Raw genomic sequence first — 26,709 nt, forward strand, 5'->3', positions numbered from 1 at the left:
GAGTAGGACGCCGCCGAACAACCCGCCCTTTTAGCTCAGTCGGTAGAGCGTCTCCATGGTAAGGAGAAGGTCAACGGTTCGATTCCGTTAAAGGGCTCCAACAAAGAAGGCCCCCGCCATCAGGCGGGGGCCTTCTTGCGTTTTAGGATCTTGCTCGGCGCGACGTCCTGAGTAAACGGGGAATGGGGAGACAGTCGATGGAGCAGCTGACGCAGGCCGAGGCTGAGTTCGAGAGTGCGTGGAACAACGAGCGGTACACGCGGGCGGAGCTGCCGCCAGTTGATGTGAATCGCGTGGTGGCCGAGCACTATGTCGCCGAGGAGCCGCTGACTTTCACCAAGGCGATGATCTGGGACATGGAGGTGCGGAAGGCCGGCAACCCCGGTGCCTTCATCCCCTACGTGGTCGAGGAGGGGACCGCCGCGGCCTGGGTGCCGGGACGGGAGGGCGGGGAGCTCGGTGACGAGTTCGTGCGGCAGTCGCAGCAGCGGCTGTGGATCGAGCCGTCGGAATACGGGCTGGTGCTGGAGGAGGTCTCACTGAACCACGAGCGGCAGCTCGTCACTTTCCTCGGCCGGGCCGAGTTGCGCGACGCCCAGGGCAAGGCCCTGATCGCCGGCATCGGGCAACCGCTGTTCCATGTGCAGCACGGGGTCGCCGGCACGGATGAGCGGCCCACCAACACCTGGCGGATCGTCATGCTCACCGATCGCAAGGACGAGCGTCTCGAGAAGGTGTTCGCCGCCACGGCGGCTGAGGTATGGCTTCCCGGGTTCCTCGAGAACTACGTGCGTGGCGTGCTCGGCATCGCGCTCACCCGCCGTCAGCAATAGCCGGTCTCGCCTTCGAGGAGGTCGCGGATCGCGTCAAGGGGATCGGCGTCCTCCTCGCCCGCGACGTGGGGGCGAGGTTTCACGCCGTACCGGTGCTGCGCCCCGCGGTCAGTCGCCTTCGCGCTGGTGGGGGACCCGGAAGGCGAGGATGGCCATGTCGTCCGAGGCGGGTTCGGCCGCGAAGCGTTCCACCGCGCGCAGGACGCGGGAGGCCACCGCGCCGGCGGTGAGGCCGGTGCAGGTGGTGAGGACCTCGGCGAGGCCGTCGTCGCCGAGCATGCGGGTGCCCTCGCGGCGTTCCGTCACGCCGTCCGTGACGCAGAGCAGCACGTCGCCGGCTTCGAGGGTGAGGGTCTGCTCGTAGAGCTCCAGGTCTTCGAGCACGCCGAGCAGCGGCTGAGGATCGGCGGCGGGAGTGACCTCGCCGTTCGGGCGCAGGCGGAGCGGGAGCGGGTGGCCGGCGCAGACGACCTTCATCAGGGCGCTGCCGTCGGGCTGGGGGTGGAGCTCCCCGTAGAGGAGGGTGAGGAAGCGGCTGCGGGCGCCCTCGTCGAGGATGGCCGCGTTGAGGCGTTCGAGGACCGCCGGACCGCCGAGGCCCTCGCGGGCCAGGAGGCGCAGGGCGTGCCGGGCGAGGCCGGTGACCGCGGCAGCTTCGGGGCCCGTGCCGCAGACGTCGCCGATGGCGAAGCCGTACACGCCGTCGCGGATCGGGAAGACGTCGTAGAAGTCGCCGCCCACCTCGTTGCCCTCGCCGGCCGCGCGGTAGATGACCTCGACCTCCATGCCCGGGATCGCCGGGGAGCCGGGCGGCAGCAGGCTGCGCTGGAGGGAGCGGCTGATCGCGGTGCGCTCGGAATAGAGGCGGGCGTTGTCCAGGGCGAGTGCGGCGCGGCGGGAGAGGTCCTCGGCGAGTTCGAGGATCTCCTGGCGGAAGTGCTCCTCGCTGGGCTTGCCGAGCGTGAGCATGCCGATCACGCGGTTGCGGGCGAGGAGGGGGAGGACGACCGTCTCGCCGCCGACCGCCGCGGCCGTTGCCGGCCAGGGGCGGGCGCCCGCCTCGCGGACCGGCTCCGGCGGGCTGACCCGGGAGAGGAGGGCCTTGAGGCCGTCGATGCGCTCCTCGTCCTCGTGGAGCACGTAGGAGAGGTACGGGTCGGAGGCCTGGTCGGCGATGGTGTAGACGGCGCACCAGGTGGCGAGGGTGGGGACGGTCATCTGGGCCATGAGGGCCAGCGTCTGGTCCCGGTCGAGGGTGCCGGCCAGCAGGTCGGAGGCCTCGACGAGGAAGGAGAGGGAGCCGCGGCGCAGGCGTTCCAGCTCGCCGAGGCGGGCGGACTCGACGGCGAGGGCGATGCGGTCCGCGGCAAACTGGAGGCGCAGGGCCTCCGCGTTGGAGTAGCGGCCCGGCACCTCGGCGGCGACTCCGAGGGAGCCGGTGAGCCGGCCCTCGACCTTGAGCGGGACGGTGACCGCGGAGCGCATGCCGGTGGACTCCAGGAGCGGAACGGCTCCGGGGACAGCCGCCAGGTCGTCGTGGACGGCGGGCATACGGGCGGAGCCGTACCGGTTGGTGCCGGCCTCGACGGGGACGCGGGCGAAGCGCTGGCGGGTGGAGGGCAGGCCGGTCGTGGCGCGGACCTCGAGCTCGGTCTCGTCGTCGGTGGCCAGCAGCAGGAAGGCGGAGTCGGCGTCGAGGAGGTCGCGGGCCCGCTCGACGGTGCGCTGGAGGAGGCCGTCGAGGTCGTCGGGGGCGGGGGAGCCGATGAAGACCTCGAAGGGGTCGGGGCGGGACTCGGTCAGGTGGCCGTTGTCGGTCGGGATGCGTACGGGGGTCTGGAGCAGCGCGCGCTCGTCGTCGTGGACGAGGAGGCAGACGATGGAGGGCTCCCCGTGGGCATCGCGTACCCGCAGGTGTGAGGCGTAAACGGGGATCACCCGGCCGTCGGCGCCGCGGATGCCGTAGCTGCCCTCCCAGCGGGACAGGCGCAGGGCCTCGGCGATGCCGGTGCCGGTGCCGGGGGTCTGGGGCCAGGCGGCGAGCTCGGCGAGCGGGCGGCCGATGACCTTCTCGGGCGCGTAGCCGAAGACGTGCTCGGCGTCGTCGTTCCAGGCGGAGATCGCGTCGGCGGAGTCGATCTGGATGACGGCGACGCGGACCCGGCTGTCGGCGAGGGGGAGCAGCTGGTCGGGGACGATGGGGCCCGCGGAGCGGGTACCGACCGGACGGTCCGGGAGGTCGAGGCGGAACCACACGTGCTTGTGCGTGGCCGTGTACTCGACGCCCCAGCGGGTGGCCAGGGCGGCGCAGAGCATGAGGCCGCGGCCGTTCTCGCGGTCCGGGTCGGCGTAGGGCCGCTCACCGGGGTGCTGGAGCGGGAGCTCGCGCTCCGGGTAGCGGTCGGCGACCTCGACCCGTACGCCGTCCTCGGCGCGCAGGCACAGCACCTCGGCCCTGGTTCCGGCGTGGACCACGGCATTGGTGACGAGCTCGCTGGTGAGGACCACCGCGTCGTCGACGATGTCCGCGAAGCCCCAGCCCTGCAGGGTGTCGCGGACGAACGCGCGAGCGGCGGCGACCGAGCGCCCTAGGGGATCGAAACTGGCAGCCGCCCGTGCCGTGATCACGAGTCTCCTTCGACGCGGTTGGACATCGGGTGCCAGGTTACTTACCTTCACGGTCGGCATGGTGCCGTCGTCGGGGATTCCACCCGCAGGGTACGGCCGGTGTGCGATGGTGCCGAAGTGTTATCGCCGGGTTCGGCCAGGATGAAACACTGGGCAGGCTTGCAGGACCGGCTCGTGACGAGTCAGGTGTCCGGTGGAACAGCGGTCGACCCTTTCGGGAGGGACACGGTGGAGTCTGGCGCAGCGGTGCGGCGTACGGGAACGCGGCCCAAGGGCGGACGGTCCCGGCGCGGTGGCACGACGGAGGTCGATACCGCCGCACTGAACAGGCTGCTCACGGCCCTGGTGTCGATGCGGGACGGCAATTTCCGCAAGCGGCTGACGGTATCCGGCGAGGGCGTGATGGCGGAGATCGCCGCCGTCTACAACGAGGTCGCCGACCGCAACCTCCACCTGACCGGGGAGCTGTCCCGGGTCCGGCGGATGGTGGGCCGCGAGGGGAAGCTGAGCGAACGGCTGGAAACAGGTGCCTGTGAGGGCTCCTGGGCGGCCGCGATCGATGCCTCGAACCAGCTGGTGGACGACCTGGCCCGGCCGGTGTCCGAGGTGGGCCGGGTGCTGTCGGCGGTGGCCGAGGGCGATCTGGACCAGCGGATGGACCTGCGGACGCAGACGGCCGACGGGTCCGGGCATCCGCTGCGCGGGGAGTTCCTGAAGGTCGGGCGCACGGTCAACAACCTGGTCGACCAGCTATCCGCGTTCACCGACGAGGTGACGCGCGTGGCGCTGGAGGTGGGCACCGAGGGGAAGCTCGGCGGTCAGGCCCAGGTGCGCGGCATGTCCGGTTCCTGGAAGGATCTGACCGACTCCGTCAACACGATGGCGTACCGGCTCACCGCTCAGGTGCGTGATATCGCTCTCGTTACGACCGCGGTGGCCAAGGGCGATCTGTCCCGCAAGGTCACGGTGCACGTGGCCGGCGAGATGCTCCAGCTGAAGAACACCGTGAACACCATGGTGGACCAGCTGTCCTCCTTCTCCTCCGAGGTGACCCGCGTCGCCCGCGAGGTGGGCACGGAGGGTGAGCTGGGCGGCCAGGCGAAGGTGCCCGGGGTCGCCGGTGTGTGGAAGGACCTGACCGATTCCGTCAACACCATGGCCGGTAATCTGACGGCCCAGGTGCGCGGGATCGCACAGGTCACGACGGCCGTCGCCAACGGCGACCTGTCGCAGAAGGTGCGGGTCAGCGCGCGCGGCGAGGTGGCGCAGCTGGCCGAAACGATCAACCAGATGACCGAGACGCTACGGACCTTCGCGGATGAGGTCACGCGTGTGGCCAGCGAGGTCGGGGCCAAGGGAACACTCGGCGGCCAGGCGCAGGTGCCCGGGGCCGCGGGGACGTGGAAGGACCTCACCGACTCGGTGAACACGGTCTTCCGCAACCTCACCACGCAGGTGCGGGACATCGCGACGGTGACGACGGCGGTGGCCAACGGCGACCTGTCGCAGAAGGTCACCGTCGATGTGGCCGGCGAGATGCTGGAGCTGAAGAACACCGTCAACACGATGGTGGACCAGCTCCAGTCCTTCGGTGCGGAAGTGACACGAGTGGCCCGTGAGGTCGGCGTCGAGGGCGAGCTGGGCGGCCAGGCGCAGGTGCCGGGGGCCGCGGGGACGTGGAAGGACCTCACCGACTCGGTGAACACCGCCTTCCGCAACCTGACCGGCCAGGTGCGCAATATCGCGCAGGTGACGACGGCGGTCGCGAACGGCGACCTGTCGCAGAAGGTCACCGTGGACGTCTCCGGCGAGATGCTCCAGCTGAAGAACACCGTCAACACGATGGTGGACCAGCTGTCCTCCTTCGCCGACCAGGTCACGCGGATGGCGCGGGACGTGGGCACGGAGGGCCGGCTGGGCGGGCAGGCCCGGGTCGAGGGGGTGTCCGGCACCTGGAAGGAGCTCACCGACTCCGTCAACTTCATGGCCGGCAACCTGACCTCCCAGGTGCGGCAGATCGCCCAGGTGACCACGGCGGTGGCGCGCGGCGACCTGTCCCAGAAGATCGACGTGGACGCCCGGGGCGAGATCCTGGAGCTGAAGAACACCATCAACACGATGGTCGACCAGCTCTCGGCCTTCGCGGAGCAGGTGACCCGGGTGGCCCGGGACGTGGGCACGGAGGGCCGGCTCGGCGGTCAGGCGCAGGTGCCCGGGGTGGCCGGCGTGTGGCGTGACCTGACGGACTCGGTGAACGGCATGGCCGGGAACCTGACCTCGCAGGTGCGCAACATCGCGCAGGTCGCGACGGCAGTGGCCCGCGGCGACCTGTCGCAGAAGATCGACGTGGACGCGCGCGGCGAGATCCTGGAGCTGAAGAACACCCTCAACACGATGGTCGACCAGCTCTCGAACTTCGCGGAGCAGGTCACGCGGGTGGCCCGCGAGGTGGGCACCGAGGGCATCCTGGGCGGTCAGGCGGAGGTCAAGGGCGTCTCCGGCACCTGGAAGGACCTCACGCAGTCCGTCAACTTCATGGCGAACAACCTGACGTCCCAGGTGCGCAACATCGCCGAGGTGACGACGGCGGTCGCGACCGGCGACCTGTCGAAGAAGATCACGGTCGACGCGAAGGGCGAGATCCTCGAACTCGTCACCACCGTGAACACGATGGTCGACCAGCTGTCGTCCTTCGCCGAGCAGGTGACCCGGGTCGCCCGCGAGGTGGGTTCCGAGGGCATCCTCGGGGGCCAGGCCCGGGTGCGCGGGGTCACCGGCATCTGGAAGGACCTCACCGACAACGTCAACCTGATGGCCAACAACCTGACCTCGCAGGTGCGCAACATCTCCCAGGTCTCCTCGGCCGTCGCCAACGGCGACCTGACGAAGAAGGTCACCGTCGAGGCGCGCGGCGAGGTCGCGCAGCTCGCCGACACCGTCAACACGATGGTGAAGACCCTGTCCTCCTTCGCCGACGAGGTCACGCGCGTGGCCCGCGAGGTGGGCACCGAGGGCCGGCTCGGCGGCCAGGCGCACGTGCCGGGTGTCTCGGGGACCTGGAAGGACCTCACCGACTCGGTGAACTTCATGGCCTCCAACCTCACCGGCCAGGTGCGGCAGATCGCCATGGTCACGACCGCCATCGCCAAGGGCGACATGACCAAGAAGATCGACATCGACGCCCGGGGCGAGATCCTGGAGCTCAAGACGACCATCAACACGATGGTCGACCAGCTGTCGTCCTTCGCCGACCAGGTGACGCGGGTGGCCCGCGAGGTGGGTACGGAGGGCATCCTGGGCGGCCAGGCCCGCGTCCGGGACGTCGACGGCACCTGGCGGGACCTGACCGAGTCCGTGAACGAGATGGCCGGCAACCTCACCCGGCAGGTGCGTGCCATCGCGGCCGTGGCCACCGCGGTGACCCGCGGGGATCTGAGTTTGAAGGTCGACGTGGACGCGGCGGGCGAGATCCAGGTCCTCCAGGACAACATCAACACGATGATCGTCAACCTGCGCGACACCACCCTGGCCAACAAGGAGCAGGACTGGCTCAAGGGCAACCTCGCCCGGATCTCCGCCCTGATGCAGGGCCGCCGGGAGCTCGACGACGTGGCCTCCCTGATCATGAGCGAGCTCACCCCGGTGGTCTCCGCGCAGCACGGCGCGTTCTACCTGGCGCTGCCGGCCGGCGGGACCACCGAGATCGGGACGGAGGGCGGCGCGGACGGCTCGTACGAGCTGCGGATGCGCGGGAGCTACGCGTACGCCGGAGGCCAGATGCCGACCTCCTTCCGGCCGGGGGAGGGGCTGATCGGGACCGTCGCCGAGGAGAAGCGGACGATCCTCGTCGAGAACACCCCGCCCGGCTACCTGAAGATCTCCTCGGGGCTCGGCGAGGCGCCGCCGGCGCACGTGATCGTGCTGCCGGTGCTCTTCGAGGGCAAGGTGCTCGGCGTCATCGAGCTGGCGTCCTTCACGCCGTTCACGCAGATCCAGAAGGACTTCCTCAGCCAGATCGCCGAGATGATCGGTACGAGCGTCAACACCATCAGCGTCAACTCCAAGACGGAGATGCTGCTGAAGCAGTCGCAGGAGATGACCGAGCAGCTGCGCGAGCGCTCCGACGAGCTGGAGAACCGGCAGAAGGCCCTCCAGGCCGCCAACGCGGAGCTGGAGGAGAAGGCCGAGCTGCTGGCCCGGCAGAACCGTGACATCGAGGTGAAGAACACCGAGATCGAGGAGGCCCGGCAGGTCCTGGAGGAGCGCGCCGAGCAGCTCGCGGTCTCGATGCGCTACAAGTCCGAGTTCCTGGCGAACATGTCGCACGAGCTGCGGACCCCGCTCAACTCGCTGCTGATCCTGGCCAAGCTGCTCGCCGACAACGCGGACGAGAACCTCTCGCCGAAGCAGGTGGAGTTCGCCGAGACCATCCACGGCGCGGGCTCGGACCTGCTCCAGCTGATCAACGACATCCTCGACCTGTCGAAGGTCGAGGCCGGGAAGATGGACGTCTCGCCGACCCGGATCGCGCTGGTCCAGCTCGTGGACTACGTGGAGGCGACCTTCCGGCCGCTGACGGCGGAGAAGGGGCTCGACTTCTCGGTCAGGGTCTCCCCGGAGCTGCCGGCGACCCTGCACACCGACGAGCAGCGCCTCCTCCAGGTGCTGCGCAACCTGCTGTCGAACGCGGTGAAGTTCACGGACAACGGTGCCGTTGAGCTGGTGATCCGGCCGGCCGGGGCCGATGTGCCGGCGGCGATCCGGGAGCAGCTGCTGGAGGCGGGTTCGCTGCGGGAGGCCGACGCGGACCTGATCGCCTTCTCGGTGACCGACACCGGGATCGGGATCGCGGCGAGCAAGATGCTGGTGATCTTCGAGGCGTTCAAGCAGGCGGACGGGACGACCAGCCGCAAGTACGGCGGTACGGGCCTGGGGCTGTCCATCAGCCGGGAGATCGCCCGGCTGCTGGGCGGGGAGATCCACGCGGCCAGCGAGCCCGGCCGCGGGTCCACCTTCACGCTCTACCTGCCGCTGCACCCGAGCGAGCTGCCCCCGCAGGGATACGCGCCGCCCACGCCCGGCGGCGGCCGCGGCGAGCTGTACCGCAGGCCGGCCGACGGGGCGGCGCGGCCGATGCTGCCGGCGCTGCCGGAGGCCCCGGTGGCGCCCGTGCCGCCGGCGCCGCCGCAGTCCGCGGCTCCGGTGCGCAGCGGTGAGCCGGCCGGGCAGGGGGTGTCCTCGGCCCTGTTCCGGCGGCGCCGCAAGGCCCTGACGGATCCGCTGCCGCGGGTGGAGGTGCCGGGCCAGCCGCACGCCGACGCGTGGGGGGTGGAGGAGGCGCTCCCGGCCGGGCCGCGGACGTACGACTTCCACGGCGAGCGGGTGCTGATCGTGGACGACGACGTGCGCAACGTCTTCGCGCTGACGAGCGTGCTGGAGCAGCACGGGCTGGCGGTGCTCTACGCCGAGAACGGGCGGGAGGGCATCGAGGTCCTGGAGCAGCACGAAGACGTGGCGGTCGTGCTGATGGACATCATGATGCCGGAGATGGACGGGTACGCGACGACCGAGGCGATCCGGCGGATGCCGCAGTTCGAGGGGCTGCCGATCATCGCGCTGACGGCCAAGGCGATGAAGGGGGACCGGGAGAAGGCGATCGAGTCCGGTGCGTCCGACTACGTCACCAAGCCCGTGGAGCCCGACTACCTACTGTCGGTCATGGAGGGGCATATGCGGGGCAAGTGATCGCAGGACACGTGTGATCGGGCGGCGCAGAGGGAACCTTCTGCTCTTCCACCACGTTTCTGCTTCGTGCACAGTGACATCTTGGTGACAGGGTGTGGCGATCTCGGGACTGGGGCTACGATGACCGGCACAAGGACGGACGGCGCAAGGATGCCGTCCTCTGGGGCGGGGCCCGGCGTGCAAGCCGGAGCCAGGAGCCGGGGAGGCCCCATGCCGGGGCGAGGAGGACAGGGCATGGTGCAGAAGGCCAAGATCCTCCTGGTCGACGACCGGCCGGAGAATCTGCTGGCGCTGGAGGCCATCCTCTCCGCGCTCGATCAGACACTGGTCCGGGCGTCGTCGGGTGAGGAAGCGCTCAAGGCGCTGCTGACGGACGATTTCGCGGTCATCCTGCTGGATGTCCAGATGCCGGGCATGGACGGATTCGAGACGGCCGCGCACATCAAGCGGCGGGAGCGGACCCGGGACATCCCGATCATCTTCCTCACCGCGATCAACCACGGTCCGCACCACACCTTCCGCGGCTACGCGGCGGGCGCGGTGGACTACATCTCGAAGCCCTTCGACCCGTGGGTGCTGCGGGCCAAGGTCTCGGTCTTCGTGGAGCTGTATACGAAGAACTGCCAATTGCGGGAGCAGGCGGCGCTGCTGCGGCTCCAGCTGGAGGGCGGCGGTTCGAACGGCGTCGAAGGCAGCAAGGAGACGGCCGGACTGCTGGCCGAGCTCTCCGCGCGGCTCGCGGCGGTCGAGGAGCAGGCCGAGGCGCTGACCAAGCAGCTCGGCGAGGATTCGGCCGACGCGGCGGTGGTGGCGACCGCGGCCCATCTGGAACGCAAGCTGACCGGCCTGCGGCGGGCGCTCGACGCGCTGGAGCCCGGGGCGGGCGGCGGAGCCGTACTGCCTGCTCAGGGCTGAACCGGGGCCGTCTGGCTACGCAGGGCTGAGCCGGGGACCGTACTGCCTGCGCAGGGCTGACCGGGAGGCCGTGGAGGCCCGGGTTCCAGGGTCGCCTGGCGGACCGCCAGGTCTGGTGGGGCGTCAAAGCCCGCGCGGGGCGGGCGACACGAACGGGTGAAGGGGTGGGCACGCGTGTCCACCGGCGTGGTCACCGGTAACCTCGGCCCCATGGCCTCAAGTACGTCCGGCAAGGGTTCCCAGAGCGCCGCGGGCACCGCGAAGAGCCGCACCGGCCGTACGAGCGGGCCGGCGAAGAAGGCGGCTCCCGCGCGCAAGCCCCCGGCGAAGAAGGCCGCGGCCGCCAAGCGGGCCCCGGTCAAGAAGGTCGCGGCCAAGCCCGCGCCGTCCCCGACGGGGGGCGTGGTGCGGCTGGTGCGCGCCGTGTGGCTCGGCTGCGCACACGCGGTCGGCGCGGTCTTCCGCGGGATCGGCCAGGGCGCCAAGAACCTCGACCCCGCGCACCGCAAGGACGGCGTGGCCCTGCTGCTGCTCGCCCTCGCGCTGATCGTCGCCGCCGGAACCTGGTCGAATCTGAGCGGTCCCGTCGGGGATCTGGTCACCATGCTGGTCACCGGCGCCTTCGGGCGACTGGATCTGCTCGTGCCGATCCTGCTCGGCGTCATGGCGGTGCGCTTCATCCGCCATCCTGAGCAGCCCGACGCCAACGGCCGCATCGGCATCGGGCTGTCCGCCCTCGTCATCGGGGTGCTGGGGCTGGTCCACATCGCCTGCGGGGCGCCCGGCCGGGACGAGGGCACCACCGCGATGCAGAACGCGGGCGGGCTCATCGGCTGGGGCGCCTCCAAGCCCCTGATCTTCACCATGGGCGCGCCGCTGGCCGTGCCCATGCTGCTGCTCCTGACGGTCTTCGGGCTGCTCGTGGTCACCGCGACCCCGGTCAACGCGATCCCGCAGCGGCTGCGGAGGCTCGGCATCAGGCTCGGGATCATCGCCCCATGGGGGTACCCCCGGACGGAGTCTGGGGGAGAATACGACGAGGGATACGGGGAGGCCGCGGCGGGCGCCGTCGCCGACCGGCACGATCCCGAGCGGTGGCGGTCCCGTACCGGAGCCGGCGCGGGACCGGCCGACCCGTCCGGGGCCGCCGAGGAGGAGGCCCTCGCCCGGCGGCGCCGGCCGCGCCGGGCCGCCGCCCGGCCCGGCATGGACCGCGGGATGGACGCCGTCGACGTGGCCGCTGCGGCCGCCGCCGCGCTGGACGGGGCGGTCTACGGGGGGCTGCCGCCCTCGCCCCTCGTCGCCGACCTCACCCAGGGCATCGCCGTCGGGCGGGAGGAGGGCGTGGAGATCACCGCCCCGGTGCCGCCCGCCCGCGAAGAGCGCCCCGTCGCGGCGGCCGCTCCCGCGGACGCCGCCGAGCCCCCGCACGCCACCACGGCCGCGGCCTCCGGGACGCTGTCGGTGCCCGACCTGACCAAGGCCCCGCCCCAGGCCCAGCCGCTGCCGCCCCGCGCCGAGCAGCTCCAGCTGCGCGGGGACATCACGTACGCCCTGCCCTCGCTAGACCTGCTGGAGCGAGGGGGGCCGGGCAAGACCCGTAGCGCCGCGAACGACGCGGTGGTCGCTTCCCTGACGAACGTGTTCATGGAGTTCAAGGTCGACGCGCAGGTCACCGGCTTCACCCGGGGGCCGACTGTGACCCGCTACGAGGTCACTCTCGGTGCGGCGGTCAAGGTCGAGCGGATCACGGCGCTGGCGAAGAACATCGCCTACGCCGTGGCCTCGCCGGACGTCCGCATCATCAGCCCGATCCCGGGCAAGTCGGCGGTCGGCATCGAGATCCCGAACTCCGACCGCGAGATGGTCAACCTGGGCGACGTCCTGCGGCTCGCGGACGCGGCCGAGGACGACCACCCGATGCTGGTCGCGCTCGGCAAGAACGTCGAGGGCGGCTACGAGATGGCCAACCTCGCCAAGATGCCGCACGTGCTGGTCGCCGGCGCCACCGGTTCCGGCAAGTCCTCCTGCATCAACTGCCTGATCACCTCCGTCATGGTCCGGGCCACCCCGGAGGACGTGCGGATGGTCCTCGTCGACCCCAAGCGGGTGGAGCTGACGGCGTACGAGGGGATCCCGCACCTGATCACGCCGATCATCACCAACCCCAAGCGGGCCGCCGAGGCGCTCCAGTGGGTCGTGCGCGAGATGGACCTGCGCTACGACGACCTGGCCGCCTTCGGCTACCGGCACATCGACGACTTCAACCAGGCCATCCGGGACGGCAAGATCAAACTGCCGCCGGGCAGCGAGCGGGAGCTCAGCCCCTATCCGTACCTGCTGGTGATCGTCGACGAGCTGGCCGACCTGATGATGGTGGCCCCGCGCGACGTCGAGGACTCGATCGTCCGCATCACCCAGCTGGCCCGAGCCGCCGGCATCCACCTGGTGCTCGCCACCCAGCGGCCCTCGGTGGACGTGGTCACCGGCCTGATCAAGGCGAACGTGCCCTCGCGGCTCGCCTTCGCCACCTCCTCGCTCGCCGACAGCCGGGTCATCCTCGACCAGCCGGGCGCCGAGAAGCTGATCGGCAAGGGCGACGGGCTGTTCCTGCCGATGGGCGCGAACAAGCCGGTCCGCCTCCAGGGCGCCTTCGTCACGGAGGACGAGATCGCCGGGATCGTCCAGCACTGCAAGGACCAGATGGCCCCGGTCTTCCGGGAGGACGTCACCGTCGGGCAGAAGCAGAAGAAGGAGATCGACGAGGACATCGGCGACGATCTGGACCTGCTGTGCCAGGCGGCGGAGCTGGTGGTCTCCACGCAGTTCGGCTCCACCTCGATGCTCCAGCGCAAGCTGCGGGTGGGCTTCGCCAAGGCCGGCCGGCTCATGGACCTCATGGAGTCGCGGGGGATCGTGGGACCGAGCGAGGGCTCGAAGGCGCGCGACGTCCTGCTGAAGGCCGATGAGCTGGACGGGGTGCTCGCCGTCATCCGGGGGGAGGCCCATCCGTGACGGGTGGGTGTTCCCGGCGATTTTCCGGGCAACCGTTTCCCCTGGGCCCGCGTCCAGTTGAAGGGAGGTGGCGGCACCGCGTACGACATCGCGCACGGCGTCGGGCCGCCGCACCGGACCGACCTCCCCTCGCCATTCGGATGGCGTAGGAAGTGCACCCTCCGGTTGCTCCACCCTTTCGTCACCCCCCTAGACTGGACATCCAGCAGGTGGCTACACGCTCGAAAGGCGCCCACGTGTCCATCGGCAACTCCAACTCCCCCGAAGAAGAGCGGCCTTCGACCGACGACCGGTCCGAGGACCGCACCGTCGAACGTCCCGTCGAAGGACCGTCCATCGGGACGGCCCTCAAGAAGGCCCGGATCGCCGCCGGGCTCACCGTCGACGAGGTCAGTTCCAGCACCCGCGTGCGCATTCCGATCGTGCACGCGATCGAAGAGGACGATTTCACGCGGTGCGGCGGCGACGTCTACGCCCGCGGTCACATCCGTACGCTCGCCCGCGCCGTACACCTCGACCCGGCACCCCTGGTCGACGCCTACGACGCGGCCCACGGCGGCCGGCCGGCACCCACGCCCGCCGCGCCGATGTTCGATGCCGAGCGCATCCGCCCCGAGCGGCAGCGGCCCAACTGGACCGCCGCCATGGTCGCCGCCATCGTCGCCGTGATCGGCTTCGTGGGCTTCACGGCCTTCGGCGGCGGCGGCGACAAGGACAAGCGGCCGGTGGCGGAAGGTTCCGCTGCCCCCAAGCAGACCGGCGGGAAGCCGGCCGCCCAGCCCCAACAGACCCCGCAGCCGCCTAAGCCGGATCCTTCCGACAGTGCCATCGCGGCAGCACCCAAGGACCTCGTCACGGTCGTCCTGACGGCCGACACCGGGGAGAGCTGGGTCTCCGCGAAGGACCACAGCGGCCGGCTGCTCTTCGACGGCACCCTCGCGCAGGGTGAGTCCAAGACCTTCACGGACAAGGAGTCCGTCGAGCTCGTGCTCGGCGACGCCGGGGCCGTGAAGCTCTTCGTGAACGGCAAGGAGATCAAGGACGACTTCCAGCCGGGGCAGGTGGAACGTCTCACATACACCAGGGAAGACCCCCTCCAGAACCAGCCCCAGGCGGGCTGAGGCGGGGCCGCCCTAGGGCGGAACGCGTAAATCCGGATCCCCGGGGCGCTGTGCGGCATCCGCCGCCGGCCCCGGGGATCTTGCTGTGGGGGGACTTGGGGCGGGGGCCCGCGCCGGGACGAAGTAGTCTTGAGTCCATGCCCGAACGCCGTACCGTCGCCCTTGTCACTCTTGGCTGCGCCCGTAACGAGGTGGACTCGGAGGAGCTCGCAGGCCGCTTGGCGGCGGATGGCTGGGAGCTCGTCGAGGACGCCGCCGATGCGGACGTAGCCGTCGTCAACACCTGCGGCTTCGTCGAAGCCGCCAAAAAGGACTCCGTAGACGCCCTGCTGGAAGCCAATGATCTGAAGGATCACGGCAAGACCCAGGCCGTCGTCGCCGTCGGCTGTATGGCCGAGCGCTACGGCAAGGAGCTCGCCGAAGCGCTCCCCGAGGCCGACGGAGTCCTCGGCTTCGACGACTACGCCGACATCTCCAACCGCCTCCAGACCATCCTCAGCGGCGGCAGCGTGGAGGCCCACACCCCGCGCGACCGGCGCCAGCTGCTGCCGATCAGCCCGGCGGAGCGCCAGAAGGCCGAGGTCGCCCTCCCGGGTCACGCCCAGGAGACCGTCGCCGAGGCACCCGCCGACCTGCCCGACGGACTCGCGCCCGCCTCCGGGCCGCGCGCGCCGCTGCGCCGCCGCCTCGACAAGAGCCCGGTGGCCTCGGTCAAGCTGGCCTCCGGCTGCGACCGGCGCTGCACCTTCTGCGCCATCCCGTCCTTCCGCGGCTCCTTCATCTCCCGCCGCCCCAGCGACGTGCTGGGCGAGACCCGCTGGCTCGCCGAGCAGGGCGTCAAGGAGATCATGCTGGTCTCCGAGAACAACACCTCGTACGGCAAGGACCTCGGCGACATCCGCCTGCTGGAGACCCTGCTGCCGGAGCTCGCCGGGGTGGACGGCATCGAGCGCGTCCGCGTCAGCTACCTCCAGCCCGCCGAGATGCGGCCCGGCCTGATCGACGTACTGACGTCGACCCCCAAGGTCGTCCCGTACTTCGACCTGTCCTTCCAGCACTCGGCCCCCGACGTGCTGCGCGCCATGCGCCGCTTCGGTGACACCGACCGGTTCCTGGAGCTGCTGGACACCATCCGCAGCAAGGCCCCGCAGGCCGGCGTACGGTCCAACTTCATCGTCGGCTTCCCCGGCGAGAAGGAATCGGACTTCGCCGAGCTGGAGCGTTTCCTCACCCACGCGCGCCTCGACGCCATCGGTGTCTTCGGCTACTCCGACGAGGACGGCACCGAGGCCGCCGGCTACGAGGACAAGCTGGACGAGGACACCATCGCCGAGCGGCTCGCCCACATGCAGCGGCTTGCCGAGGAGCTCACCTCGCAGCGCGCGGAGGAGCGGATCGGGGAGACCCTGGAGGTACTCGTCGAGACGGTCGTGCCGCTGGACGAGGCCGAAGACGGCGAGGGTGCCTACGGGCGCGCCGCCCACCAGGCTCCCGAGACCGACGGACAGGTCGTCTTCACGGACGGCACGGGGCTGGTCCCCGGGCGAATCGTCACGGCCAAGGTGGTCGGCTCCCTCGGTGTGGACCTCGTGGCCGAGCCCCTGGGCCTGGATCTTGAGGAGGCGGCCGGATGACCGGAGCCCCGGCATCTGCGGCGGGCGGGACCGGCCGCCGGCCGGCGCCCGGCGCGAAGCTGGGAGCCGCGGCGGTCAATCAGGCCAGCCTGTGGAACATCGCCAACATCCTGACGATGATCCGGCTCGCCCTGGTGCCGGGGTTCGTCTTCCTGCTGCTCGCCGAGGGCGGCTCCGACCCGGCCTGGCGCGCTTGGGCATGGGCGGCCTTCGCCGTCGCCATGATCACGGACATCTTCGACGGGCACCTGGCCCGGACGTACAACCTGGTCACGGACTTCGGCAAGATCGCCGACCCCATCGCCGACAAGGCGATCATGGGCTCCGCGCTGATCTGCCTCTCCTGGCTGGGCGACCTGCCCTGGTGGGTGACCGGGGTGATCCTGGGGCGGGAGCTCGGGATCACGCTCCTGCGCTTCTGGGTGATCCGCTACGGAGTGATTCCGGCCAGCCGGGGCGGCAAGCTGAAGACCCTGGCGCAGGGCACGGCCGTGGGCATGTACGTGCTCGCGCTGACCGGGCCGCTGGCGACCTTGCGCTTCTGGATGATGGCGCTCGCCGTCGTGCTGACCGTCGTCACCGGTTTGGACTACATCCGGCAGGCGGTCGTGCTGCGCCGCAAGGGCCTCGCCGCGGAGCGGGCCGCGGCGGCGTGACAGATGGGGTGGGGGATTTTTCCTGTGTCTGAAGGTGAAGCCGGGGTGGCGGAAGCGGCGGGCGGTGCGGCCGGTGTTGCTGCGGACGTGCTGCGGCTGCTCGCGGAGCGTGACCAGACGCTCGCTGTCGCGGAATCCCTGACCGGCGGCATGGTGGCCGCTGCCCTCACGGCCGTACCCGGGGCGTCCCGGTCCTTCCGCGGCTCGGTCACCGCGTACGCGACGGAGCTCAAGCACCGGATCCTGGGAGTGGACGCCGGCCTGCTTGCGGCCGAAGGCGCGGTGAACGTGCAGGTCGCGGAGGAGATGGCGGCCGGGGTGCGGCGGGTGATGGGCGCGTCCTGGGGCATCGCCACCACCGGAGTGGCCGGTCCCGACCCGCAGGACGGGCAGCCGGTGGGCACTGTTTTCGTCGCCGTGGCGGGTCCGGGGATCAGGAATACGGCCCGGCTGCGGTTGAACGGCTCCCGCGCGGAAATCCGTAGGGAGAGTGCACGGACAGTGCTCGAACTTCTCTCGAGCGAACTCCGCGAGAATCTGCGGGGGCAGGATACGGAACAGAACGGGGGGACTTGATGTTTACAGCCCTGAGTGAACACGACATCGCTCCCCGCACGGCCGCGGCGCGAGGCGGTACGGTGGGGCGTGAAGGATGCGGCTACACGGTCAGAGGAGGGAGCCACCGATGATTCTGCTCCGTCGCCTGCTGGGTGACGTGCTGCGTCGGCAGCGCCAGCGCCAGGGCCGTACTCTGCGCGAAGTCTCCTCGTCGGCTCGAGTTTCGCTCGGCTATCTCTCCGAGGTGGAGCGGGGGCAGAAGGAGGCATCCTCCGAGCTGCTCTCCGCGATCTGCGACGCGTTGGACGTACGGATGTCCGAGCTGATGCGCGAAGTCAGCGATGAACTGTCGCTGGCCGAGCTGGCACAGTCGGCCGCGGCAAGCGAACCGGTGAGTGTGCCGGTCCGCCCGATGCTCAATTCGGTCTCCATGGCTTCGGTCACGGGTGGACCGGAGCGGGTGACCATCAAGGCGCCTGCGGAAGCGGTGAATGTCGTAGCCGCGTGAGCGAGCACGTGAGTGTGTGAGTGTGGCCGGAGCCCCGGCCGGTGCGTGAAGCACCGGCCGGGGCTCCCGGCCGTTCTGGGTGCGGGGCGGAGGGGGGTGCGGGAGGATGGGGCCGTCCGGGTTCCGGCCCCTGGGAGGCAGCCGTGCGGCGGTTACTGCGCCTGCGCCTACGCGCGCGTGCGCGCCCGCGCCCTGGCCGGCGCCTGCGCTCGGGCATACCTGTGCCGCCGGCCCTCGCGTTGGCGGTGGGGGTGCTGTGGTGGTGGGCCGTGCTGCGGCTGGCCCTCGCGCCCGCGGAGTCCGGGCCCGTGGAGGGCGCGGTGGCTGTAGGCGGATGGGGGCTGGGACTGCTGCCGGTGCACTGTGTGCCGGAGCCGAAGCGCAGGGTCCGGCGGGGGACGGAGGACGCGGCTGCCGGGGTTACCGCGGTTCCCGGGACTACCAGGGCATCGACACTCCGCCGTTCGGGCGAAGGATCTGGCCCGTCATGAAGGACGAGGCGTCCGAGGCCAGGTAGAGCACGGCCTGGGCGATGTCCTCGGGCTCGCCGACCCGGCGCAGGGGGGACATCCGGACCATCATCGCCTCGGTCTGCTCCTGCACCTCGGGGGCGTGGCGGCCGGTCATGGGGGTGCGTATCCAGCCGGGTGCGACGGCGTTGACGCGGATGCCGTGCGGGCCGGCCTCGGTGGCGAGCGTCTTCGTCAGCTGGACGACGGCGGCCTTGGCGGCGCTGTAGCAGAGCAGGCCGGGCTGGGCGGCGTCCACGGCGCCCGAGGCCATCGTGACGATCGAGCCCGGGCGGCCCGCCGCGATCATCGAGCGGGCGGCTTCCTGGCAGGTGCGCAGGACCCCCTTGAAGTTGATGTCGAGCACCCGGTCGAGGTCCTCGTCGTCGGTGTCCAGCACACTGCTGGTGTGCATGACCCCGGCGATGGCGGCGGCTATGTCGAGCGGGCCCGCGGCCGCGACGGCAGCCCGCAGAGCGGTGCGGTCCGTGACGTCGAGGGGGTGGACCGTGGCGGCTCCGCCGGCCTTGGCGACGAGGGCGGCCGTCTCGGCGAGGCCCTGCGCGTCGCGGTCGGTGCAGTGCACGTGCGCGCCCGCCTCGGAGAGGAGGAGGGCGGTGGCGCGGCCGATTCCGCTCGCGGCGCCGGTGATGAGGGCGCTGCGCCCGGTGAGGTCGTACGAGGCTGAGGCTGTGCCGGTGGGTGTGGGCATGCCGGGACGGTACGACCGGATCTGACGGAGCGTCAACTAGGGCGTCGGGCCGGGCTGGCAGTGGGGGCACCAGTAGGTCGGGCGGCCGTCCTGGGGGGCTTCGCGGACGGGGGTGCCGCAGCGCAGGCAGGGGCGGCGGGTGCGGCCGTAGACGAAGAGGTCCTGGCCGGGGCGGCGGTTGCCGGTGGTGTTGCGGGGGCCGGGCCGGTCACCGGTGTTCGCGGCCAGCAGGCGGTGGGCGGCGGCGGCCAGGCGGGGGAGGGCCGCCTCGGGGAGCGCGCCGACCGGGGTCCAGGGGCTGACCTGGGCCAGGAAGCAGAGTTCGGCCTTGTAGATGTTGCCGATGCCCGCGAGGTTGCGCTGGTCGAGCAGGGCCTCGCCCAGGGGGCGCTCGGGGGCGGCGAGGAGGTTGGCCGCGGCGCGGTCGGGGTCCCAGTCGGGGCCGAGGAGGTCGGGGCCGAGGTGACCCACGGCCCGGTCCTCGTCGGCGGTGCGGATCAACTCCAGGACGGGGAGGCGGTAGCCGACGGCGGTGTGGTCGGCGGTGGCGAGGATCGCCCGGATCTCGTAGGCGGGGCCGCCGTGCCATTTCGCGCCCGCGGGGAACACGTGCCAGGCGCCGTCCATGCGGAGGTGGCTGTGCAGGGTGAGGCCGCCCTCGAAGCGGGCCAGGATGTGCTTGCCCCGGGGGGTGACGTCGAGGGTGGTGCGGCCGGTGAGGTCGGCGGTGGCGAAGCGGGGGACGCGCAGGTCGCTGCGGGTGAGGGGCTTGCCGGCCAGGGCGGTGTGCAGGCGGGTCGCCGCGCGCCGGATGCTGTCTCCTTCGGGCATGGCCCCATTGTGCGTGCCCCGCGGTGACCGCGGACCCCGGCCGACCTGTGGCGCCGGGGGGCCCGGGGCCAGGGCCCTTGGCCTCGGCCCCGGCTCCCGGCCCTTGGCCTCGGCCCCGGCTCCCGGCCCTTGGCCTCGGCCCCGGCTCCCGGCCCTTGGCCTCGGCCCCGGCTCCCGGCCCTTGGCCTCGGCCCCGGCTCCCGGCCCTTGGCCTGCGGCTCCCGCCTCCCGGCTCCCGGCCCCGGGTTCGGGGCTTCCGGCCCCCGGGCCTCGGGTGCCGGGTTCTGGGCTCCGGCCTTGTGGGTCGCAGGTCGGCGGGCTTTGGGGCTTGCAGGTGCCGCGCCGGGGGCGGCTTCGCGGGAGGGTCATGGGGTGGCGTTGCCGGCGCGGCCGACGTCCTTCAGGAACTGCCGCTGGTCGTCGAGGAATCCCTCCGCGAAGAGTGAGCGGGGGGAGAAGAGCGCGGTGAGCGTGAGGGTGGGGGCCGAGCGCTCGATGGGCTGCTTGAGCAGTGAATGAGTCGCGTCCGGGTAGTGCTCGACCTTCAATGCGCCGCCGGCGTCCAGCGCCTCGCGGTAGGCGCGCTCCGTGTCGGCGGTATCGAGATCCCCACCCGCATGCTCGTCCACGCACTGATCCGCGAGGACGGCACGGTCAGCGCGGACGAGCTCTACACCGTCGCCGAGACCCTCGGCATGAGCGACCAGCAGGTACGGCTGTGCGTCAAACGCCTCGTGGCCGAGAACCGGTTCACCCACGAAGGCCGCGGCCGCAAGGCACTGCTGCACGCCACCGAAGACACCACGCGCGCCCTGGCCCCCAACGCGGACTTTCTCCAGTACGCATTCGACCAGGACGCCGGGCTCGCCCCCTGGGACGGCGTCTGGCACCTGGCCGCCTTCGCGGTGCCCGAAGCGGCGCGCACGGCCCGCGACGCCCTGCGCGACACGCTCGTCCACCTCGGTGGCGCCCCGCTCCAGGGCGGCCTGTACGTCTGCGCCAACGCCTGGGAACCGTACGTCGAAGACGCGGCCCACCGCCTCGGCGCCCACGGCGGCCTCACCCTCCTCACCACGACGGACCTGCGCAGGGGCGGCACCCAGGAGCCTGCCGAACTCGTCCGCCGCCTGTGGCCGCTGCAGGAGATCGCCGACCGGTACCACCGCCTCGGCCGCATCGCCCGGCCCCGCCTCGACCGGCTCACCGGCCCTGACGGACTCTCCCCGTCCGCACTCCTGACCATCGCGGTCGAGCTGGCCGCCGAGCTCACCCGCGCCATGGAGCCCGACCCGCTGCTGCCGCCTCAGCTCCTGCCCCAGCCCTGGCCCGGCACCGAGGCCCGGGGGCTCGTGGCCCGGTGCTGGGCGGCCCTCCAGGAACGCGACCACGTCGAGGCCCGACCGGTGCTCTTCCGCCTCTACGCCGACATCACCCGGGAGCGGCAGACCGGGCCGCCGGCTGAAGACGCGCGCTCGGGGTAGCTCCTCCGCCACCTGGGCGATCCGCGGCGCCGGTTCGGGTTCTGCCTGCGCGTCCGCCGCCGGGGGGCGGCCTCCCCGTGAGTCTCTGCGTGCGAGTGGTCAGCCTCGGAACAGGGAACGGAGCAACGCCAATGAAGGTCGCAGTCCTCGGCACCGGCGCGGGAGGCCGCGCGCACGCCGCCAAGCTGGTGGAGCTCGGGCACGACGTCTACGTCGGCACCCGCGACTACCAGGCCACCCTCGGCCGCACCGAACCGGACTTCATGGGCATCGAACCCTTCGGCCAGTGGTTCGCGAACCACCCGGGCATCGAGCTCGGGAGCTTCGGCGAGGCCGCGGCGGCCGCCGACTTCGTGATCAACGGGATCGACGGCGCCAGCGCGGTGCGCGTGCTCAGCGGCATCGACCAGCAGCTCGCGGGCAAGACGCTGATGGACTACGCCGTTCCGTTCGTCTACAACCCCGAACAGGCCCATCCCTGGCCCACCCCCTGGGGGGTGATGCCGGCCCTGGACCCCGTGGACCACGACAGCCTGGGGGAGCGGATCCAGCGCGCCCTGCCGCAGGTCAAGGTCGTCAAGGCCTGTGTCACCCAGGAGCAGGAGACCGTCGTCGACCCGCAGGCCGTGGCCCGCGGCGACCACACGATGTTCATCGCCGGGGAGCACGACGACGCCAAGGCGGAGGTCACCGCGCTCCTGCGGTCCTACGGCTGGCAGGACATCCTCGACCTCGGTCCGCTGGCCAGCTCCCGGGGCATGGAGATGTACTCCCACATGCACAGCGCCATCCAGTTCGCGCTGGGCGGTGCCCGGTTCGGCGTGAAGGTGATGCGCTGACCCGGGACCCGGGACCCGGGACCCGGGACCGGGATCCGGGACCGCGATCCGCGATCCGGGATCCGGGGACCTGGGATTCGGACCCGGGGCCCGGTTAGGAGCGCAGGCGCAGGCCTCTCGGGGTCGCGTGGAAGCCTGCCGACTCCAGGGCGGCGCCCAGCGGGGAGGTCAGGGCCGGGGTGGCGTTGATGCGCTCCACCGTGAGGGCCGGCAGGGTGCCCGCGCGGGAGCCGGCGGCGAGGGCCGCGACCGCCGCCGTCAGCCGCGGGTCCCCGGCGTCCGGCCAGGCCAGCAGGGTCTTGCCGCCGCGCTCCAGGTACAGGGTGAGCTCGCCGTCGACCAGCACCACCAGGGAGCCCGCCTTGCGGCCCGGCTTGTGTGTGGCCCCGGCCGGGGGCTCCGGCCAGGGCAGGGCCGCGCCGTACGCGTTCGCCGGATCGGCGGCGGCGAGGACCACCGCCGCCAGCGGGGGCGGGGTCCGCTCGGCGGCCCGGAGCCGGTCCACCGCGCCGTCCATCGCGAACTGGGCCGCGCCCAGCCCCTCGACCACATAGCCCCGACGGGCCTGGCCGCTGTCCTCGAAGGCCGAGAGGACGCGGTAGACCGCGCTGAAGCCGCCTTCGATGCCCTCCGCCGCCACCGCGCCCCGCGTCACCACACCGTGCCGGTCCAGCAACGTCCGGGCCAGGGCGTGCGCGCGGTGGGTCGGGTCGGGTGCCTGTGGCGGGAGGACCGACCAGCGGCCCGAGACCGTGGGCGGGCCGGTGCGGGACACGGTCGCGCCGAGCGTGCCGTACCGGCCGCGGGGGATGGTGCGCCGGGCCCGGTGCGCCGTGGAGCCCGCGGTGCGGCCCGAGCCGAGCAGCGACCGCAGCGGGGCCAGGGTGTCGTTGGTCAGCCGGCCCGACCAGGCCAGATCCCACAGCGCCTCGGCGAGGGCCATGTCGGAGGCCTCGGGCAGTCCGGCGGCGCGGACGGAATCGGCGATCTGGCGGAAGAACAGGCCGTACCCGCCCGAGAGGGAGGCCAGGACCGCCTGGTGGAGGGGGCTCTGCTCCAGCGGGTGCGGCGGGGGCAGGAGCAGCGGGGCCGCCTCGGCCAGGTAGAGGGAGACCCAGCCGTCCTTGCCGGGGAGGGCGCCGGCGCCCGCCCACACCACCTCGCCGGTGGTGGTCAGCTCGTCCAGCAGGGCCGGGGAGTACCCGCTCACCCGCGAAGGGAGGATCAGGCGTTCCAGCGCGGAGGCCGGGACCGGCGCTCCCTGGAGCTGCTCGACCGCCCGGGCCAGGCCGTCGATGCCGCGCAGGGCTCCGCCGAGGTGCTGCCATTGCGGGAGGAAGGTGGCCAGCGAGGTCGGCGGGACCGGCTCCAGCTCCTGGCGCAGCGCGGCCAGGGAGCGGCGGCGGAGCCTGCGCAGCACTGCCGCGTCGCACCACTCCTGGCCGATGCCCGCCGGATGGAACTCGCCCTGGACCACACGGCCGGCCGCCGCGAGGCGGTGCAGGGCGCCCTCGGTCACCGCCGCCCCCAGGCCGAAGCGGCCGGCCACGGCGGCCGTCGTGAACGGTCCGTGCGTACGGGCGTACCGGGCGAGGAGATCGCCCAGCGGATCCTTGACCGGCTCGGTGAAGGCCTCCGGCACACCGACCGGGAGCGCGGTGCCCAGCGCGTCCCGCAGCCGGCCCGCGTCCTCGATCGCCGCCCAGTGGTCCGCGCCGCCGATCCGGACCCGGATGGCGCGGCGGGCCGCGGACAGCTCGCGCACCCAGGACGCGTCCGCCCCGCGCTCGGCCAGCTCGGCATCCGTCAGCGGGCCCAGCAGCCGCAGCAGGTCCGCCACCGACTCGGCGTCCTTGGCCCGGCGGTCCTCGGTGCGCCACTGCAGCTCCCGCTCCAGCTCCTCCAGCACCTCCGCATCGAGCAGTTCGCGCAGCTCCGCCTGGCCGAGCAGCTCGGCCAGCATGCGGGAGTCCAGCGAGAGCGCCGCCGCCCTGCGCTCGGCGAGGGGCGAGTCCCCCTCGTAGAGGAACTGGGCGACGTACCCGAAGAGCAACGACCGCGCGAAGGGGGACGGTTCGGGGGTGGTGACCTCGACCAGGCGGACCCGGCGCGCTTCGATGTCGCCCATCAGCTCGGTCAGGCCGGGCACGTCGAAGACGTCCTGGAGGCATTCGCGTACGGCTTCCAGCACGATCGGGAAGGAGCCGAACTCCGAGGCCACCTGGAGGAGTTGGGAGGCGCGCTGGCGCTGCTGCCACAAGGGCGTGCGCTTGCCCGGACTGCGCCGCGGCAGCAGCAGGGCGCGGGCCGCGCACTCGCGGAACCGGGAGGCGAACAGGGCCGAGCCGCCGACCTGGTCGGTCACGAGCTGGTTGATGTCGCCGTGGTCGAAGGCGACATCGGCCGCGCCGAGCGGGGCCTGCTCGTCGTCGAACTCGAAGGACTGCACGGCTGCGGGGTCGTGGTCCAGCAGGTCCATGCTGAGCAGGTCGGCGTCGGGGAGGCGGAGCACGATCCCGTCATCGGCGTGCATGACCTGCGCGTCCATGCCGTACTTCTCGGCGAGGCGGGCGCTCAGCGCCAGCGCCCACGGGGCGTGCACCTGCGCGCCGAAGGGGGAGTGGACCACGACCCGCCAGTCGCCGAGCTCGTCGCGGAACCGCTCGACGACGATGGTCCGGTCGTCCGGCACGTGACCGCAGGCCTCGCGCTGCTCGGCGAGGTAGGCCAGGACGTTCTCGGCGGCCCAGGCGTCCAGGCCGGCCGCCAGCAGGCGCAGGCGGCCGTCCTCCTCGGTCAGGGCTCCGAGCTCGCGCAGGAACGCGCCGACCGCGCGGCCCAGTTCGAGCGGGCGGCCCAGCTGGTCGCCCTTCCAGAACGGCAGCCGTCCCGGCACCCCGGGCGCCGGGGTGACCAGGACGCGGTCGCGGGTGATGTCCTCGATCCGCCAGGAGGTGGTGCCGAGGGTGAAGACGTCCCCGACGCGGGACTCGTAGACCATCTCCTCGTCCAGCTCGCCGACCCGGCCGCCGCCCTTCTTGGGGTCCGAGCCCGCGAGGAAGACGCCGAAGAGGCCCCGGTCCGGGATGGTGCCGCCCGAGGTCACGGCGAGGCGCTGGGCCCCGGGCCGGCCGGTGATCGTCCCGGCCACGCGGTCCCACACCACCCGGGGTCTGAGCTCGGCGAACGCGTCCGAGGGATAGCGGCCCGCCAGCATGTCGAGGACCGCCGTGAACGCCGACTCGGGCAGCGCCGCGAAGGGCGCCGCCCGACGGACCAGGGCGAGGAGGTCGTCCAGCTGCCAGGTGTCCATGGCGGTCATCGCCACGAGCTGCTGGGCGAGGACGTCGAGGGGGTTGGAGGGGATCCGCAGGGACTCGATCGACCCGGTGCGCATCCGCTCGGTGACCACGGCCGCCTGCACCAGGTCGCCCCGGTACTTGGGGAAGACCACACCGGTGGAGACCGCGCCCACCTGGTGCCCGGCCCGGCCCACGCGCTGGAGCCCGGAGGCCACCGACGGCGGGGACTCCACCTGGACCACCAGGTCCACCGCGCCCATGTCGATGCCCAGCTCCAGGCTGGAGGTGGCGACCACGGCGGGCAGCCGGCCCGCCTTCAGATCCTCCTCCACCAGCGCCCGCTGCTCCTTGGACACCGAGCCGTGGTGCGCGCGGGCCAGCAGCGGCGGGGCGCCGTGGGCGGCGCCCGACTGGGCCATGATCTCGGCCGGGGGCGGTGCCCCGTCGGCCAACTGCTCGCCGGTCGCGCGTTCGTACGCGATCTCGTTGAGCCGGTTGCACAGCCGCTCGGCGAGGCGCCGGGAGTTGGCGAACACGATCGTCGAGCGGTGGGCCTGGACCAGATCGGCGATCCGCTCCTCCACATGAGGCCAGATGGACGGCTTGTCGCCGCCCTCCTTGCCTTCGGTGGCCGGGGAGCCGCCCAACTCGCCCATGTCCTGCACGGGGACGACCACCGACAGGTCGAACTCCTTGGTCGACGGAGGCTGGACGATCTCCACCTTGCCGCGCGGCGCGAGGTACCGGGCGACTTCGTCCACCGGCCGGACCGTCGCCGACAGGCCGATCCGGCGCGCCGGGCGCGGCAGCAGCTCGTCCAGCCGCTCCAAGGAGAGCGCGAGGTGGGCGCCGCGCTTGGTCCCGGCGACCGCGTGCACCTCGTCCAGGATCACGGTCTCGATCCCGGCCAGGGCTTCCCGGGCGGCCGAGGTCAGCATCAGGAAGAGGGACTCCGGAGTGGTGATGAGGATGTCCGGCGGCCGGGTGGCCAGCGCCCGCCGCTCGGCCGGCGGGGTGTCCCCGGAGCGGATACCGACCCGGATCTCCGGCTCGGGCAGCCCGAGCCGTACGGACTCCTGGCGGATGCCGGTCAGCGGGCTGCGGAGATTGCGCTCCACGTCCACGGCCAAGGCCTTCAGCGGCGATACGTACAGCACCCGGCAGCGCTTCCTGGGCTCGGCCGGCGGCGGGGTCGAGGCCAGCTGGTCGAGGGCGGCGAGGAAGGCGGCCAGGGTCTTGCCGGAGCCGGTGGGCGCCACGACCAGCACGTCCGAGCCCGCCCCGATCGCCCGCCAGGCGCCCTCCTGGGCGGAAGTGGGCTCGACGAAGGCCCCCGTGAACCAGGAGCGGGTCGCGGGGGAGAACGATTCGAGCGCGGAGCCGGACATGCCCCCATCCTGCACCCCGGCACTGACAACGGGC

At 72.1% G+C, this 26,709-nt stretch carries 17 protein-coding genes and 1 tRNA gene; 13 read left to right on the plus strand and 5 right to left on the minus strand.

Annotated elements, in window-relative coordinates; translation table 11 throughout:
* Positions 1-24 precede the first annotated feature (24 nt).
* Together J7E94_RS24540 and J7E94_RS24545 are read left to right on the plus strand one after the other, a co-directional pair.
* Positions 25-100: transfer RNA gene (locus J7E94_RS24540), tRNA-Thr, on the plus strand.
* A 97-nt stretch (positions 101-197) separates the two neighbouring features.
* Entirely contained in the window at positions 198-833 is a 636-nt protein-coding gene (locus tag J7E94_RS24545; RefSeq protein WP_215018960.1) for a hypothetical protein, read from the plus strand.
* Positions 834-941: 108 nt separating this feature from the next.
* On the opposite strand, the gene J7E94_RS24550 is transcribed toward J7E94_RS24545, so the two are convergent.
* Positions 942-3,521, minus strand: a complete 2,580-nt coding sequence (locus tag J7E94_RS24550; protein ID WP_251057172.1) for a SpoIIE family protein phosphatase — start codon at positions 3,519-3,521, stop codon at positions 942-944.
* A 168-nt stretch (positions 3,522-3,689) separates the two neighbouring features.
* Here J7E94_RS24550 and J7E94_RS24555 point away from each other — a divergent pair, with 168 nt between their 5' ends.
* From J7E94_RS24555 to J7E94_RS34835, 9 genes are all read left to right on the plus strand, one after another.
* Positions 3,690-9,206, plus strand: a complete 5,517-nt coding sequence (locus tag J7E94_RS24555; protein ID WP_215018962.1) for a HAMP domain-containing protein — start codon at positions 3,690-3,692, stop codon at positions 9,204-9,206.
* A gap of 234 nt (positions 9,207-9,440) precedes the next feature.
* Positions 9,441-10,121 carry a two-component system response regulator gene (locus tag J7E94_RS24560; RefSeq protein WP_215018963.1) on the plus strand — a complete coding sequence of 227 codons (681 nt, stop codon included), beginning with the start codon at positions 9,441-9,443 and terminating at the stop codon, positions 10,119-10,121.
* A gap of 210 nt (positions 10,122-10,331) precedes the next feature.
* Positions 10,332-13,136, plus strand: a complete 2,805-nt coding sequence (locus J7E94_RS24565) for a DNA translocase FtsK (RefSeq protein WP_215018964.1) — start codon at positions 10,332-10,334, stop codon at positions 13,134-13,136.
* 236 nt (positions 13,137-13,372) lie between these two features.
* A complete protein-coding gene (locus tag J7E94_RS24570; RefSeq protein ID WP_215019002.1) occupies positions 13,373-14,257 on the plus strand; it encodes a helix-turn-helix domain-containing protein in 885 nt (294 codons plus the stop codon).
* Positions 14,258-14,394: 137 nt separating this feature from the next.
* Positions 14,395-15,891, plus strand: coding sequence for a 30S ribosomal protein S12 methylthiotransferase RimO (rimO, locus tag J7E94_RS24575; RefSeq protein WP_215018965.1), 1,497 nt, complete (start codon positions 14,395-14,397; stop codon positions 15,889-15,891).
* Complete coding sequence (gene pgsA, locus J7E94_RS24580) at positions 15,888-16,547, plus strand: CDP-diacylglycerol--glycerol-3-phosphate 3-phosphatidyltransferase (RefSeq protein ID WP_215018966.1); 660 nt, start codon at positions 15,888-15,890, stop codon at positions 16,545-16,547. The genes rimO and pgsA overlap by 4 nt, the downstream gene beginning before the upstream one ends.
* A 24-nt stretch (positions 16,548-16,571) precedes the next feature.
* Complete coding sequence (locus tag J7E94_RS24585) at positions 16,572-17,123, plus strand: CinA family protein (RefSeq protein ID WP_308345438.1); 552 nt, start codon at positions 16,572-16,574, stop codon at positions 17,121-17,123.
* A 109-nt stretch (positions 17,124-17,232) separates the two neighbouring features.
* Entirely contained in the window at positions 17,233-17,613 is a 381-nt protein-coding gene (locus tag J7E94_RS24590) for a helix-turn-helix domain-containing protein (protein ID WP_030012484.1), read from the plus strand.
* 215 nt (positions 17,614-17,828) lie between these two features.
* Positions 17,829-18,104 (plus strand): hypothetical protein, encoded by a 276-nt coding sequence (locus tag J7E94_RS34835; protein ID WP_374224497.1) that lies wholly within the window; start codon positions 17,829-17,831, stop codon positions 18,102-18,104.
* On the opposite strand, the gene J7E94_RS24595 is transcribed toward J7E94_RS34835, so the two are convergent.
* The 3 genes from J7E94_RS24595 to J7E94_RS24605 all read right to left on the minus strand — a co-directional run bounded on the left by J7E94_RS24595 (position 18,052) and on the right by J7E94_RS24605 (position 20,294).
* Entirely contained in the window at positions 18,052-18,834 is a 783-nt protein-coding gene (locus J7E94_RS24595) for an SDR family NAD(P)-dependent oxidoreductase (protein ID WP_215018967.1), read from the minus strand. The two genes, J7E94_RS34835 and J7E94_RS24595, sit on opposite strands and share 53 nt — an antisense overlap.
* 36 nt (positions 18,835-18,870) lie before the next feature.
* The gene (locus J7E94_RS24600; RefSeq protein ID WP_215018968.1) at positions 18,871-19,665 is read right to left on the minus strand and encodes an Fpg/Nei family DNA glycosylase; all 795 of its coding nucleotides are present in this window, start codon (positions 19,663-19,665) and stop codon (positions 18,871-18,873) included.
* Between the two features lie 365 nt (positions 19,666-20,030).
* On the minus strand, positions 20,031-20,294 hold the full coding sequence (locus J7E94_RS24605) for a hypothetical protein (RefSeq protein WP_215018969.1): 264 nt from the start codon (positions 20,292-20,294) through the stop codon (positions 20,031-20,033).
* Between J7E94_RS24605 and J7E94_RS24610 the strand changes: the two genes are divergently transcribed.
* Both J7E94_RS24610 and J7E94_RS24615 read left to right on the plus strand, forming a co-directional pair.
* The gene (locus tag J7E94_RS24610; RefSeq protein ID WP_215018970.1) at positions 20,283-21,146 is read left to right on the plus strand and encodes a PaaX family transcriptional regulator C-terminal domain-containing protein; all 864 of its coding nucleotides are present in this window, start codon (positions 20,283-20,285) and stop codon (positions 21,144-21,146) included. The two genes, J7E94_RS24605 and J7E94_RS24610, sit on opposite strands and share 12 nt — an antisense overlap.
* A 131-nt stretch (positions 21,147-21,277) precedes the next feature.
* Positions 21,278-21,985, plus strand: coding sequence for an NADPH-dependent F420 reductase (locus J7E94_RS24615; RefSeq protein ID WP_215018971.1), 708 nt, complete (start codon positions 21,278-21,280; stop codon positions 21,983-21,985).
* Between the two features lie 94 nt (positions 21,986-22,079).
* On the opposite strand, the gene J7E94_RS24620 is transcribed toward J7E94_RS24615, so the two are convergent.
* Positions 22,080-26,675: an ATP-dependent helicase gene (locus J7E94_RS24620; RefSeq protein ID WP_215018972.1), complete on the minus strand. Its 4,596-nt coding sequence runs from the start codon at positions 26,673-26,675 to the stop codon at positions 22,080-22,082.
* Positions 26,676-26,709 lie beyond the last annotated feature (34 nt).

The organism is Streptomyces sp. ISL-94 (genome assembly GCF_018614075.1).
In the GTDB taxonomy this organism is placed as follows: Bacteria; Actinomycetota; Actinomycetes; order Streptomycetales; family Streptomycetaceae; genus Streptomyces.